At 40.3% G+C, this 14,638-nt stretch carries 12 protein-coding genes; all 12 read right to left on the reverse strand.

What is annotated here, in order from left to right:
- Positions 1-6: 6 nt before the first annotated feature.
- The 12 genes from Xbud_RS08225 to Xbud_RS08280 all read right to left on the reverse strand — a co-directional run bounded on the left by Xbud_RS08225 (position 7) and on the right by Xbud_RS08280 (position 14,305).
- Positions 7-642: a GNAT family N-acetyltransferase gene (locus tag Xbud_RS08225; RefSeq protein ID WP_099135610.1), complete on the reverse strand. Its 636-nt coding sequence runs from the start codon at positions 640-642 to the stop codon at positions 7-9.
- Complete coding sequence (locus tag Xbud_RS08230) at positions 639-2,474, reverse strand: MutS-related protein (RefSeq protein WP_169923034.1); 1,836 nt, start codon at positions 2,472-2,474, stop codon at positions 639-641. Before Xbud_RS08230 ends, Xbud_RS08225 begins: the two co-directional genes overlap by 4 nt.
- Positions 2,458-3,621, reverse strand: a complete 1,164-nt coding sequence (locus tag Xbud_RS08235) for a hypothetical protein (RefSeq protein ID WP_099135612.1) — start codon at positions 3,619-3,621, stop codon at positions 2,458-2,460. Before Xbud_RS08235 ends, Xbud_RS08230 begins: the two co-directional genes overlap by 17 nt.
- Positions 3,611-4,801 carry a GNAT family N-acetyltransferase gene (locus tag Xbud_RS08240; RefSeq protein WP_099135613.1) on the reverse strand — a complete coding sequence of 397 codons (1,191 nt, stop codon included), beginning with the start codon at positions 4,799-4,801 and terminating at the stop codon, positions 3,611-3,613. Before Xbud_RS08240 ends, Xbud_RS08235 begins: the two co-directional genes overlap by 11 nt.
- Positions 4,802-4,822: 21 nt before the next feature.
- On the reverse strand, positions 4,823-6,094 hold the full coding sequence (locus Xbud_RS08245) for an aminotransferase class I/II-fold pyridoxal phosphate-dependent enzyme (RefSeq protein WP_169923035.1): 1,272 nt from the start codon (positions 6,092-6,094) through the stop codon (positions 4,823-4,825).
- On the reverse strand, positions 6,087-7,289 hold the full coding sequence (locus tag Xbud_RS08250) for a sterol desaturase family protein (RefSeq protein WP_099135615.1): 1,203 nt from the start codon (positions 7,287-7,289) through the stop codon (positions 6,087-6,089). The genes Xbud_RS08245 and Xbud_RS08250 overlap by 8 nt, the downstream gene beginning before the upstream one ends.
- 457 nt (positions 7,290-7,746) lie before the next feature.
- Entirely contained in the window at positions 7,747-8,025 is a 279-nt protein-coding gene (locus Xbud_RS08255) for a helix-turn-helix domain-containing protein (protein WP_099135616.1), read from the reverse strand.
- 18 nt (positions 8,026-8,043) lie between these two features.
- Entirely contained in the window at positions 8,044-8,880 is an 837-nt protein-coding gene (locus Xbud_RS08260; protein WP_099135617.1) for an MrpH family fimbial adhesin, read from the reverse strand.
- A gap of 67 nt (positions 8,881-8,947) precedes the next feature.
- Entirely contained in the window at positions 8,948-9,526 is a 579-nt protein-coding gene (locus tag Xbud_RS08265) for a fimbrial protein (RefSeq protein WP_099135618.1), read from the reverse strand.
- Between the two features lie 93 nt (positions 9,527-9,619).
- Positions 9,620-10,378: a fimbria/pilus periplasmic chaperone gene (locus tag Xbud_RS08270; RefSeq protein ID WP_099135619.1), complete on the reverse strand. Its 759-nt coding sequence runs from the start codon at positions 10,376-10,378 to the stop codon at positions 9,620-9,622.
- Positions 10,379-10,510: 132 nt separating this feature from the next.
- Positions 10,511-13,222, reverse strand: coding sequence for an outer membrane usher protein (locus Xbud_RS08275; RefSeq protein WP_099135620.1), 2,712 nt, complete (start codon positions 13,220-13,222; stop codon positions 10,511-10,513).
- A gap of 546 nt (positions 13,223-13,768) precedes the next feature.
- Positions 13,769-14,305, reverse strand: coding sequence for a fimbrial protein (locus Xbud_RS08280; protein WP_099135621.1), 537 nt, complete (start codon positions 14,303-14,305; stop codon positions 13,769-13,771).
- Positions 14,306-14,638 lie beyond the last annotated feature (333 nt).

Raw genomic sequence — 14,638 nt, forward strand, 5'->3', positions numbered from 1 at the left:
AACAGATTATTGTAGTTCGAGAGACATCCGTAAGTGGCTATCAAAGCGAAAGCCGTTAAGAATACGAGGGTTATTAATCTGTTGTTTTACTAGAAAACCGTGGTGTCGATATAAGCTGATAGCGCGCTGGTTGGTAGTAGCAACGTCCAGCTCAATCATTTTGTATTTTCGGTTTCGAGCCCGGAGAATTTCCTGTTCCAATAGTTGGGAACCAATCCCTTGACGGGAAAATTCCGGATCAACAGAAAGGTTGTAGAGAAAGCAGGAATCACCTTTCGGTTTAGGCGTGGCAGATGTGGAAACAAGTAATTTATATAGACATTTGATGGCTTGAGGTAAAGGGTAAAATGCAAAAACAGCATTCAATGTTCCCCAATTTAGCCGATTAATTTCACTACGATCATAGGCTGCAATCACCCCGATGCATCGATCATCAGTTAACATCAAACGATGTTGGGAGTAACTAAAATAACCTTTTTCACCACGAAACTCCTTTATTAAATATCTGGAACGTAACTCCTCAGCCCCATAAATAAAATTCAGGGTATCAGTAGATATATTGCCCAACAGATTAACTACCTGAGAAGCATAATCTGGGGTAGCTGGGCAGTATTGAAGATTTTCGCTGTGCAATTTATTCATGTTAGCTCCACACCAAGCATACGAAATAGTTTAATGGCGTTTGTCTGATGCGATATTCCCTCCCTGAGGCGATAACTAAAGAATATTTTTTCTGGTGATTGATCATCGATAGTTTCTTCAAAGTAAATGTTACGAGAGATAGGCTGTAAATCAGAATCAGTCGCTAATACAGTACTGTGGGTGGTGATCATTCCCATGGCTTGCTGAGCACAAAGTTTTTTTAAAATAGCAATGATCGCTATATTACGCTCCCGTTCATTCGTTCCCTTTAGAAGCTCATCTAATAGATATATGGGTTGTAATCCACTTTGCTCGACCCTTGTTAGTAATTCTTTAATCTGCAAAACCTCACTCATAAAATATGACAGTCCTTGATGTAGAGAATCAGCGGCTGAGAATACTGTAAATAATTCACAAGGATGAAATATCAGTTCAGAACAGGCTACAGGCCCGCCTGCCATGGCAAGTTTCAGGTTGAGACCAAGTGTACGCATGTAGGTGGTTTTCCCCGACATATTAGAGCCCGTGATAATAGTCACCTGACCGGGAATAAGTAAGATATCGTTAGCAATTGCCTGCTGTGCAGGTAATAGAGGATGGATGGCTTGCTTTGCATGGAGTTTGCAATCGTCACTCATTGTCGGAAAGTGCCAGCATTGATTTTCATGGCTCAGATTTGCCATGGCACTTAGCGCCTCAAATAATGAAATAGCTTCCAGCCAACGGGGGACGTGCTGCGCATACTGCTTATGCCAGCCCTGAAGATTCAGAGTGATATGAAAGTCCCAGAGCAATGTGCATTGTAGGACGAGATACGGCAAGGCATTAAAGCGTAAGTGTGAATAATGGATGATGGTTGAAAGTTTACGTAATGCCAGATCTGATCGTTCAGAAGGGTTTTGTAGCAATTTACTAATATTGCGCAGAATCTGTGCGTCATACTCACCAGAATTAATATTACTGACTATCTTCGAAAGACTATTCAGAGCATTAGATTGAAGATCAACACGGTTAAGCGCCTGCTTAAACTGATTCCCTCGTAATATAAGAAATACGATATTCAAGGCCATAGGAGGTATAACAATCCAGCCAGGAGCAAGGCGAGTTACAGCAAAAGTGATACAAACTAAAGAAAGCAGGGTTAGCATTTGCCCCACTCGTTTTAGCCTGGCACTGATATAAGGGAAAGTTGTGCTTGTAGCCCACTCATGAAATTTCTCCAGATAATAACCTCCCCTTGTGCGGTCTGGATTTCGCGCGCAAGCGTACAGTTTCTGGCGTAAGTCTAATTGTGGAGCTAACTCTTGAATGGCTTGTTGATGCTGTGAAAGTTGCGATATAGGGCATCCGCGCGTTAGCCATACAGCAAGTTTGGAATCACCGCAACTTGTCGACAGGTTGAATAGTAGTTGCCCTAAAGAGGCTGTTCCATATAAGTTGAGAGCACGATCCTGTTCACTGAAATGATCCGCAACATGTATCGGGCAGGGTGCCAGTGCTGAGAAATTTCGGTTAATGCGCTCTAAGCTTTCTTTATTAAGAGTGATCAGTGTGAGATGGTTTTGTAATTGCTCCTGCATGTGATGATGCAAGAAGACTAAGGCTGCAAATAACAATATACCACCAGTTACCAGTAGCCATGAATAAAATGACCACTCTGATTGTTGCCATAAGTAATAAACGAATACGAGCAGACTAATAAATACGATGAACCGACTTAATTCCATGTATTTCAGACGTTGCTGTAACACAAGCACTTTTTGAGATAAATAATCAACTCGTGTTTGCCATGGACATTTTTCGGGGGTGTTAGAATTAATGTTTATCATCATTTTTGAAAACACGCCGTTCCTTTGGTTGAGTAACATCAAATTTCTTGGCAAGAATACGACCAAATAATGAATTGAACAGAGGATTCCTAAACTTCATATAAATATCATTGTGTAATAGGCATGCACCGAGATTTTGTTTAACGAAGTAATTAGTAATACCAAGATCGATAATTTTAGTCTGAAAATGACTGAAACGCTGAATCAGATCCATATGCAAAATATAGTAGGAATTTACTTCACTTTCTTCTTGATAATTACGGCCAAAAACAAAAGGGTTAATAATATTTTCACTTATACCACTAAAAATAAATGAACGTACCTGATCCTGTTTATCATAAAGTACGGATACTACAACTTGGCATTGTTTTTGTACCTGCTCAAAAAAGCTTAAGGGTAACGCCTTACGCTTGTATTCGCTTGCTCGGCGGTGAGTATTGAGGTATTGCTCATAAAAACCCTCGAGTTCTACAGGCTGTTCATAATAGTGAACAATACGCCATTCCGATTGGTGAAACTGAGACTTTATGCGGTTAAGAACCTTGCGGCAATTGGCTTTCAAATTTCGGCTATATTGCTCCCATGACCTGCCTTGTAAGGGAATAAATGCCAAGGGGTAATTCATTGCCGGATTGAAACCCTGTGCTAACAACTGTGAATGCAATGCAGCATAATCCGTCTCTTTATGTTCCACATCGCGAATGATCCTGACAAAAGCACGGGGAAAGCTTAAAGCTAAAGCATGATTAATTATAGTGATACGTTGCTGGGGAGTAATTTCATGAGAAAACCACCAATGGCGACCGCTGGTTTCATAGCTACCAATCATGGCTGCTGTGATGCAACCGAACTTCGGACAAAATTTCTGTATCTGTGATTGTAATGCGGAGTGAGGATCAGAAATTAAATCAATGGATTCTTGTGTGGCAAAGAACAATCCCAGAGAAGAAGACCTCAAATTGGAAGCGAAGACTTGGAAATATCGATATTCACGATGGGGAAGAGTTTGTTCACAGGCAGCCATAAAACTATGAGTTTTAAATGGATGCGCTTGAGACAAAGTTTCATTCCATGTATAGGCGTCAATATCTTCGATACTGTTATAAACTTCAATATGAAACTTATTGATACTAAACATATCAATCAACATGTTTTAGTGCTCCTGAAGATTTTAAGGCATCAATGTAATCTTCACTCAATTTGAACACTTTTCGTTGTTCCGGGATTTTCGGGGCAGGAAATAGCAGTTTTCTGAACCGATATAAAATGTGGTTATAAAAGGCGTTAGAGTGTTTTATATAAAAGTACAGCTTGGATGATATGGCACCTACACTAAATTTCGCGTCGTAGCTTGTCTGCCCAAGTTCAATGTAGGGATATTGTTGATTTTGAGCTTCTTCAATAACTCTATATAAACAATTGAAATAGAGAGCACTGGCATCGCGATAACTGTAGTCGATACCTAAGTATAACGGATGTAGGTTTTTGCCCTTGAGGAATAATTCGAAAGCGACAATACAATCATCATCCAAACACAACAATACTTGTGCTTGCTCGCCGAGTTCCTCGTTAACAGCACGGAAGAATGCAGGTGTTAAACATTCAAACTTTGTATGGCTACGTTGCAGAACATTACGATATAAACTATTGAGTTTGTTAGAGTAAGAACCAAAGTCATCAACCATAACCCAACGTAGGCCGGTAGCATCAAACTTTCGTTTGCGTCTTCTCAAGACATTCCTATAACGTTTTAGCATGTTATTGATGTACTCTAAGCCTCCAACTTGATCAGTATAAACATAAGTCGTGTCAGGGCTACGGCAGACGACAAATTTGCTCTGTAAGACTTGCTGCAAGCGTTGATGAAAATATTCGTCAAACTCTTTGATACACTGCAATTTAATTTGTAGTTCGGCTATCTTCCTATCAATCTCTCGTTCCATGACTTGTAACAATCGAGGGTAATCAGGATGATCCGGTGGTAGGGCAATGCCTAGCATGTGGCTGCAAGTTGCAATTGGGCTACCGACGACAAAAATCCTTGGTTTTAGCAAGTTGGAGAATATCTTGCGCAAGGTCATAATCCAACCTTGCCATTTCGGAGGGGCAAGATCAGTAAGGGAATAATACATACTGAAGCAACTGATGATAGCAGTCAGTTTGTCGTTGCGATAAAGGCTAAGGTAGTAAAAACTTTCGACTAATTCAGAACGTTCTAACGCGAGTTGCAATGAATATGAAGTAATCACATTTTCGGGGTCGTAACAGTGTTCCCAGTCCTCCCTGGAAAAGAGACTGACACTTTCTGTCCACTTACAGCTTATTTCCATAACTGCGAATCCCTTATAAGGTCATATCAAAGCCAGCTGCTGACCAATTTGGATTAAAGTACGAATGCTATAATCCAATTCTTCGTTGTTCAGGTTTGCGCTCAGATTAATCCGTATTCGTGCACGTGTTTTACTTACAGCAGGATATGTCACAGGATTAACGTAGATACCTTTCTCATGAAGCATACGAGTCATCACGTAACAACAATGCTCATCACCCGTAATCAATGGCACAATGGCTGTTTCGCTGTTGAGTATGTTGAATCCTGCATCACGTAATTTTTGGCGGAAATACTTAGCCTTGGTTTGCAACTCCAGAGTCAACTGGGGAGAGCTCTCAAGAATGTCGATGGCACTGATGATTGAAGCGAGTATAGCTGGAGGCAGCGAAGCGGAGTAAATATAAGGATTTGCAGCAACACGGATAATGTTTCCTGTTTTCTTATTTGTACCAATGAACCCGCCAATCCCAGGCAGGCCTTTGCTCAAGCTGCCAGTGATAACATCAACCTGATCCGTTATACCAAAATGAGCACAACTTCCCCGGCCGTTCGGGCCAATATGTCCGGTGCCATGAGCATCATCAACAATGACGAACGCATTATATTTTCGTGCTAATTCGACAATCCCGGGCAATGGTGCCAAATCACCATCCATACTGAAGACACCGTCGGTGATAATAAATTTGCGTGCCTGAAATGAAGTTTGGCGAAGCTTGTTTTCGAGACTTTGCAGAGAAGCATGCTTGTAAACCCGGGTCGTTGCACCACTCAGTTTCAGACCATCGACGATAGATTGATGGTTGAGAATATCACTGAAAACTATGTCACCTTCACGACATAGCGTGGAAAGAGCAGCGAGATTCGCAGAGAATCCCGAGCTGAAAGTAATGACCTCTTCCACATCAAGGAATTTAGCCAACCGTTGTTCCATTTCAAGGTGTAAGTCGCTAGTACCATTGAGAAGGCGTACGCCGCTGGATGTGGTTCCGTATTGATGAGTTGCATTGATACTGGATTCGATGATTCTTTGATGACCATTGAGTCCAGAATAGTTATAGGAACCTAAATGCAAAACTTCACGTGCATGCGTACTACCAGCACTGGCAGGGTTGTAGCTAACAGAAACATGCTTACAAGGTATTCTATGAAATACTCTGCCAATCACATCCATTTTGCCGTCTGAGACAAAATTATCGTAACGCTCGGCTATGTTTTGTAAGTAGTCGTTAGATCGCGTGATGTCACGGTGACGGTTGTCTATTTGGGGATCAGTAAGGCTCAATTTATTCATAGTGATTTTTCCTTGCATAAAGATAAAAAGTAACAATGACGATAAATGCTCCAATATTGATAGCCAGACTCAACCAAAGTAACGGCTGAAAATTGGAGTAATGTGTTAGCAAATAAACGATGAATATTCCTTCTAAAGCCTTTATAAACAGAGTGACTAACGATAAATAATTCTGTTCAGTACGACTGGAGTACAGGCAACTGGTAAACAAGAAGATCAACGGTACTACCCATGCATCCATAGTGTTAAGTTGGTCTGCATTGAAAATGATATAGAAGCTAATTAGTGTTGGAGATATCAGCATTAACAAGGTAGTAAATATTGCCGGGCTTGAATTCGGTGAAGCGGTAACTTCATTTTTAAAATTCAGGTATTTAGGTGATCCAAATAAAACTCTAAAAGCAGATTTCAGGTTAGGCTGGCTCATTGCCTGCCGCAGACATGCCAAATACATAAAGCTATTCAGATACCCTAGCGAATGAGGCTGGGCTATTGGTGTGGTAATACCATAACGTAGCGGCTCTTCCGATAATTCTCGTTGATAGGTTCCAAATATTCGGTCCCAAATAACTAAAAAGCAGCCGAAATTTTTGTCTATATAGAGCGAGTTACTGGCATGATGCACCCGATGTTGAGAAGGTGTGACAAAAATCTTTTCTAAAAATCCCAATTCACGGATAAACGTTGTGTGTATAAAGAATTGGTAGACCAACTGTGCAGCGATAGCCAGAAGATAGTGTTCCAATTTAATGCCTAGAAATGCCATGGGGAGAAAAAACACCCATACCGTAAAATTACCGAAAAAACCTAAGCGCACAGCAGTGCTAAGATTAAAGTGTTGTCCGCTATGGTGCACAAGATGATTAGCCCATAGTAGGTTACAGCGATGGTGGACCCAGTGATTAAGATAATAGAAAAAGTCGTAGAGTATGAAAGTAGCCAGTATCTGTAAGAAGGTATTTGGCAATCGGGCTATCAACGCCCAATGTTGTTGCACATAGTAATAGACCGATAAATGCAAGCCCGTGAAAAGCACTCCGGCTACCAGATTAGTAGCACCTAATGAAAGATTAACCAAGCTCTCTATGATATTCAATTGAGAACGTCGTCGGAATAGGTTCAGCACCAGAGCTTCTATCACTATACTAATTAAAAATAAGGGCAATAAGATAGTTAGTATATTTTGTCCTGTCATTTTTTAGCCTATTTGTAGCAATCTACCTATATCCATCCTCAATTTGTATCTAAGATACTTCAATCAGTTAATCCAGAACTGGCGCTAATTGTATAAACCAGATTCTCGTATCTTTAGATACGTTGATTAGGATTAAGAGAGAATGTCCTCACAGTTACTGCTTCCAGCAGTAATACTACGAAATATGGCTATACACTATCCTCTATAATTTTATGTACAGTTTGAAATCCGCATATTTAATTACAATTGAACAACAAAACAACGACAAATAAAATTAATTTTATTTTCAAAATACAACAATCAATTAATTTTTTGTAAGGGGTTAATGTGGTTGATATCCACATTAGTCTCAGAATTCATCCCATCTGTGAGTGTTCTGATAAAGAAAAAGCCATCCCTGTTTTGAGATGGCTTTTATACCAAATTAATAACTGCCTTTTTAATTAATACTTTTTGTTCAATATAAATCTAATATTGTTTCAGCCACACAGGTATGTTGGTTTTTCATTTGAGGTGCGGGCTTAATAAAGCAATCTTCCAGAAACCAACTTGCCGGTGTTTTTAAGGTAATAGAGACGACGACCAAATGTTCCAGACTGATTTTGTTAGTTCCCCGTTCATAACGTGATAACTGCTGATGGCTGACGCCAATTCTGTCCGCCAGCTCTGCTGCTGTTATCCCAAGCTCTTTTCGCTTCATTTGGATCCTTTTACCTACCAGCATACTGACTCGCATAATTTCTTTACTCTCAATTTATAAATAGGTTAATAAAACAACTGCTGTACCTGCATACTTACCGGCTTTTGGTTGTATTAATGTGTGCAATATTGATGTCAGGGTAAAATTCGAGGGAATATTTTTCCCCCGGGCGATAACATGCACACCATCTGCCGCATTCTTTCCATCAATCTGCAATGTCGAGTAAATTTGCTTATTAGCATCGAGATAAATCTTTGACTCATTATTAATGGATTTGACTTGCAACATTATTTTGTTGCTACGAAGTGCACATTTTAATTGCCCATTAATTGAGCGAGTGGCGTTATTAACTTCTGAAGCTTTTAATTCCCCGTAAGCAATTTCAGAAGGTATATTGATTTCACAACTTTGATTTACAGGTGGTAATTTGTTGCAAGTAGAGTTAGGAAATTTCGCTGCGATACCATAACCCGATGATATCCGCTTGGTGTAAAATAAACCTATACACCTAGCATCTGCGGTAATAATAGGAAACGTCACCCGTATAGGGATTCCGAGCTGTCTTTTATAGGCTCGCATTACTTCCGCAGTTGTCCGGTACTTATGCGCGTCATTCAGGCATGCCTTTGCATCAATACAGGAACCATACATGCCCGGCTGGTTGTCATTATATTGAACATCAGGGCCAACATAACATGGATCATTACCATAACAAGGATTGCCGAACCCCTCTTCTTCTGTCCATTCAATAATCTCCATGGTAGTGATAATTCGTTTACCCGATATAATAGTATTCACTGGCATAACATAAGCTCCACCATAGGCATATGAAGCACTAAAGAAAATCAACAATGCTGCAAACTTCATCAACGATTTTTTAATATGGTGCATAATTTATTTCCCTAAATAACATCAAACTCAGGTTGAATATCATGGGGTAAAAAAGAAGCCGAAATCACTATTCATAACTGAGCTCAAAAGTTGCCATTGCATTGAACTCTCCTACACCAATCTTGTTTTGCAGCAGTGCACTGGGATCAGCTTTTACATATGCCTGAAATGGGATTACATTGTTACTGCTCGTATCAGAGAGTCTAAATTGGGCCGTTTTATTAAAAGAGAGTGGTGTACCATCCAGTTTTTCCATACCAATGGCTGCACCTGAAGCACTGCTGCCATAACTGAATGCTAATAATCCGGGCTGCTCTCTGCTTTCCTGCCCGACAAACCTGATTTTTACTTTCTGGGCCACACTGGGATCACATTCTTCCAAATGCAGCCGGAACTGTTGGCCTGGCGTACGGTGATACAAATAAAGATCCCGGTTGATAATGTTGCCAAAATTGACTTCCATGATTTTATCTTCCGGTTTAATCACACAAGGGGGAGCGAGTACGGTCATCGTGATTCTGACATTTTGGCGTAAGCTATCTTTTGCATAAGCACTTTGCTGACTGCCAATCCCCAACAGAAATAATACCGGTAGCACCAATGTTTTCAGTGCGTAGTTAAAGAGCTTCATACTTAACAAATTCATTATCATTTATCCCAAAATCCGTTACGATCTGGTGAAGTCTGCTTTATGATCCCATCAAGCTGTTTATGACGGGATATGACTACCAAGGACCGATCAGTTCCCTTCATCTACAACCTTTGTCACTACACAAGTATTATCACTACAGTTGAATGTTAACTGTGGACGTCCACCATAATCATTGACATAAGTCAGTACCGGTTGATTACCGAATGAACTAACCGTTCCTCCCAGTTTGTCACTGCTTTTTGGCGCCAGCATGAAAGGTTTAAAACCGTCTACACTTTTACCATTTATCTTATTCGAAGCTTCTGAAATCGTGATGTAATAAGGTGTTGGATTGTTCACCACATATTGGTTTCCCTGACGGCTTAAGGTCAGTTTTTCCTGCCACGGGTTATCATGATCAATACGACGTGCGATAACTGCCTCCGGGCGGTAGAACAATTTGATTTTCGTCTGTAAAGCTATTTGCAAAACATTTGGTTTCCCACTGCGCGGTGGTATTTCACGAACATTGAAATAAAACAAACTTTCTCTATCTTGTGGCAATTGGGCCACTGCTGGCAGTGTCTGGATCTTGATTTGGCTCTTCGCTCCAGCTTCAACACGCTGCACAGGGGGAATAACGACGAGTGGGCTGTTGATCTTATTTCCCTTATCATCTTCAAACCATGCCTGTGCTAAATGCGGCAAATCAAGATGTTGATTTTCAATATTCAGGCTGACCGATTTTTCATTTCCATTAAAAATAACACGGGTACGATCCAATGCTATCGCCGCCATTGCCTGATGCACTGACATTGAACTTGTTACCGTTATAGCCGCTATCATTAGAATTTTTTTCAGTTTCATAGTGTCATCTGCTTATGCTCAAAAAAGATCATATTTATATTGCTGGTGCCGACTAATATCGGTATACCTATGCCAAATAAAGCAATGCAATACTCTATTAAAGATCAATTAAATGGATTTTTTTATTACATTTTATTTATCTTCATCTTTTAAAAACTGACAAGGTAACAAAAATGCAGTTAAATAATCTGCCGAAATTTCATCTGGCACGGTAATCTCACATTGAGCACGTCCATCCCAGTACACCTTCAGTTTTTCACCTTTGTTCATTCCGGTCAGATAGGCATATCCGTCATCATTTACAATCCCAATTTCCCGTTGGCTTTCATTAACAACAGATGCCCCAAAAGGTGGAAATGAACCATCAGGCAAACGAACAGTTGTCATAGCTTTGAGCCCTGATATAACCTGGAATTTACGATAGCCAATCGCGCCTTCCGTCAATGTTGCCAATTGAACAGAGCGCAACGCCTCTACATCGTCCGGCAATTTGTCTAAGTCAATATTTGCGGTATTACGGTAGTAATTGTTTACATCTGCCAGCACGGCTTTACCAAAATGGTTGGTATATACTGCCGAACCGAATGCGCGGACAGGAACATTGCGAACACCTTCTGTATCCACCATCAGCCGGGTTGCGCCAGGCATATTAGTGCGATGCAAAACTGCACCATTGGCAGTGACAGTGACTCCCCCTTGCAAGCCAAGTGCTGCGGTAGTATTGCCACCATTCTGATAACTGGCGCTGGCAGTCAGCAATGCCCGATCACCATAGTGGGTGTAATAACCATTTGCTGATGCCTTACCATGAATGTTAGTACCTGCTGATATGCGATAGTTACTGCGATCATCAATACGCTCAAAATAACCCACCGAATGGGAATTTCCTTGACGATTGGCCATTCCGTTATAGCTGAGTGTGCTACTTTCTCCCCACGGAATAGAAAGATTCAGATACATACCGTCATCTTTTTTATTGTCAAAATTGTTACGGTAGGCTGACAGGTTCACATTGATATTTTTATAACGTCCAATATCAATATATTTAGACAGGGAGACGTTATAGTGATCGTTTGCTGACCGATTCCAATAAGTCTGATGGCTATAGCTGAGGTAAGCACTGAGACCAATATCTGTAAACTGTTTATTGAACATCACGGTATACATCTCTTTTCCACTATCGGAAGAAACGTTGCGATAGCGGCGATCGATATATTGCCCCATGTTCATAAAGTTACGTTCAGAGAAACGATACCCAGCAAAAGTCACCTGGCTGTTGTATTGATCAAAACGTTTCGAGTAACTGAAACGATAAGATCCCCCCGTAAGGGTTTTGTTCTCTCTAGGCAATTTTGCCCTTGATTCCGTCACATCAAACGACAATGCACCCAACACCATCAAGTCACGACCAATCCCCAGTGATAAAGCGTTGTAGTCACCTGATCCCAAAAAACCACCATACAATGACCAGCCGTTATTGATCCCCCAGGAAAATTCTCCGAGACCAAAGGCCGGCCCTTCACGACGATGCTTATCATTGGTAGATTGCCCACCAACCAGCTTGTATTGCACACGTCCGGGACGTGTCAGGTAAGGGATCGTTGCGGTGTTAACCTGAAACTGCTGTACACTTCCATCCTGCTCTTCAACTCTGACATCCAAAGCGCCTGACACTGCATCACTGAGATCCTGGATGCGGAATGGCCCTGACGCAACCTGAGTTTCATACAATACTCTCCCCATTTGGCTAACCGTCACCTTGGCATTGGTTCTCGCGACACCTGTAACTTCAGGGGCATAGCCACGTAAGTTCGGTGGTAACATATTCTCATCAGTTACCAAACTGATACCGGTATAACGGAAGCTATCAAAGAGATTAGAATTGAGGTAATCCTCTCCCAACGTTAACTTTGCTTCTAAACCAGGAAGTGCACGATACAGGTAGTAACGACTCCAATCCCAATCGCGGCGCTCTTTGCCACCTGATCGATGTGAGTTATCTGCGTCATCATGTTTGGTCTTGAAACGATGATATCTGGCCTGCCAGTCAGCCCGAAAACGCCATGCACCAACATTCATGCCCGCCGTTCCGTTAGCACTGATCTGTTGGTTATTACGACCACCGGTCGGTTTCGATGTTTGCGCATTAACGTTATAGTCAAACAATAATCCGGTTATCCCCTCATCCCAACGGGAAGGAGGATCCCAATCCGGCAAGTTATATTCCAGATAGATTTTAGGAACAATCAGATACAGCGTATAAGTGGCCAACTCCCCCCTTGCTGACATGCCCGGCAGTGTATTGAGATCAAGACATTTTCCTTCATTCTGCCAACCTAATTTTTCTGCCCACTTTGGTTTAAGAGCAATTTGTTTGACTAATTCGGGGGATATACAAGCTTCACTACCTTTAGAATCATCAGCCGAAGCAATAAAATCGATAGAATAGATATCCGGAAATTCCTCCTTATTCATCCGAACAGCCATCATATAATTCCCCGGCATGATATAACCTGCCCGAGAGAACTGTTCTAAATTAATATTGCCGCGTTCACTGATATCCAGAGCATCAATATTGAATTCAATTGGCTTAGAATAGGCGATCTGAATACCAGATACCGCAAACAATATCAAAGCAGAAAGAGGTTTAATTCCAGATATTAAATGTTCTATTTGTATTTTATTTGTTATCTTATTTTTATTAATCACGTATTTTTTATTAAAGGTGTTTTTCCTATTACTGTTCTTTTTTTTATTAATATAAGAAAAATAATGATTCATAGAATCTGAAAACAAAGCCATAACATCCTCTGAGCAATGAATCGTTAATAACCCAATTTGAATTTAGCTGTTACCTGATACTGCCAAGTCTGTATGCGTATAGGACTATCGCCTAATAGATCGCATCATTAAAGTTCATCGCTCTCACTTGAGGATCCTACAGATACCGGGGATTGCAGAGGTAACCACATGCACTGCTTATCCGTAATATATTACGTTCTCTGTTTGTGATTCACTGAATTACCGTATAGCGGGAAGTAGAGGAAACATGTCACCATCGGTAGCCATTAAAAATTAGTTAAAATGGCAAAATATCTTTATTTTCCGAATACCACCAATAGAGAACACCATAGATTAAATCAATAAAAAAGGGTATTTCAAATTACTTCTATGGGAATAGTTATATTAATGCCATACTCTGTTGACTCAATTGACAATAATATTGATTTATATCAATAAGAAAAAGCACATTACAGAATATTCTAATCACGTCCTGCTAGCATATTAGTTCCCAGAAATACCCTAAATACGCTATCAAGAAACCCAGTAAATCAATAGCAATGAATTTCCTGATGTTCAATTACCAAAATTATCTAGTCAGTAAAAATATTACTGATAGTTTAATGTAAAGTTAGCAATAGCAGTGAAGTTACCAGGGACAACTGAGTTCTCACCTTTCTCATCACTCAAGTTAGTACCTTGCAGGTGTGCTGCGAACTGCAGATCATTGTTACCTTCGTGCAGAGAAAGTAGTTTACTTGCTGTTCCCAGAGGCAGTCTGTTATTACCAGCATCAGTAATAGCAATTGCCGCGCCTTTTGCTGTTCCTTCAATACCTAAATAACCAGACTCACCACTAGCCATAGAGCCAGTGAAAGTAGTTTCTACACCTTTCAGCGTCTGTGTAGTGCAGTTTTCTAATTCAATTTTGAAAAACTTAGATTCTGAACGCCCTTGCTTTTTCAAGATGTGGCTGGAAACAGCCCCCATATCAACTTCAACATTGGTATTTTTAATTGAACAAGGTGCATCAATGATAGAACCAGTAAATGTAACCGTACCATTACCTTGGTTAGCCGCATTTGCAGCACCTGTAGTTAAAGCCACACCAAAACCTAAAATCATTGCCAATTTATTCATTTTCATAATCGAATTTATACCTTTTAATTAAAAAATGACAGACTGATATACAAAGAGAAACCGAAGTACAGAAATTAATTTCTGATACTCAGAATAATTACTATTTAGTTTTTTGACAGATAGCTTGACTGATTCAAATAAACCAAACCGGCTGTATCATTCTACACAAAAATCCTTAAGTCAAATTTCAGCTGATAAAACTGGCAATGCTCCTTAACTGCGTATGAAATATGAGTTTTTATCAAAAAGCATCGATAAGAAGTAGTATATTTTACTGTCAATTTTGTGAATTTGGGTTATTTTCCTAAATTATATCGAACAAAGATGAATAGTTCAGGA

The organism is Xenorhabdus budapestensis (assembly GCF_002632465.1).
GTDB classification, from domain to species: Bacteria; Pseudomonadota; Gammaproteobacteria; order Enterobacterales; family Enterobacteriaceae; genus Xenorhabdus; species Xenorhabdus budapestensis.

Excerpts from the sequence above, each read along its gene's own strand:
- Xbud_RS08225 (WP_099135610.1), bottom strand. The coding sequence starts at position 642 with ATGAATAAATTGCACAGCGAAAATCTTCAATACTGCCCAGCTACCCCA.
- Xbud_RS08230 (WP_169923034.1), bottom strand. The coding sequence starts at position 2,474 with ATGATGATAAACATTAATTCTAACACCCCCGAAAAATGTCCATGGCAA.
- Xbud_RS08235 (WP_099135612.1), bottom strand. The coding sequence starts at position 3,621 with ATGTTGATTGATATGTTTAGTATCAATAAGTTTCATATTGAAGTTTAT.
- Xbud_RS08240 (WP_099135613.1), bottom strand. The coding sequence starts at position 4,801 with ATGGAAATAAGCTGTAAGTGGACAGAAAGTGTCAGTCTCTTTTCCAGG.
- Xbud_RS08245 (WP_169923035.1), bottom strand. The coding sequence starts at position 6,094 with ATGAATAAATTGAGCCTTACTGATCCCCAAATAGACAACCGTCACCGT.
- Xbud_RS08250 (WP_099135615.1), bottom strand. The coding sequence starts at position 7,289 with ATGACAGGACAAAATATACTAACTATCTTATTGCCCTTATTTTTAATT.
- Xbud_RS08255 (WP_099135616.1), bottom strand. The coding sequence starts at position 8,025 with ATGCGAGTCAGTATGCTGGTAGGTAAAAGGATCCAAATGAAGCGAAAA.
- Xbud_RS08260 (WP_099135617.1), bottom strand. The coding sequence starts at position 8,880 with ATGCACCATATTAAAAAATCGTTGATGAAGTTTGCAGCATTGTTGATT.
- Xbud_RS08265 (WP_099135618.1), bottom strand. The coding sequence starts at position 9,526 with ATGAATTTGTTAAGTATGAAGCTCTTTAACTACGCACTGAAAACATTG.
- Xbud_RS08270 (WP_099135619.1), bottom strand. The coding sequence starts at position 10,378 with ATGAAACTGAAAAAAATTCTAATGATAGCGGCTATAACGGTAACAAGT.
- Xbud_RS08280 (WP_099135621.1), bottom strand. The coding sequence starts at position 14,305 with ATGAAAATGAATAAATTGGCAATGATTTTAGGTTTTGGTGTGGCTTTA.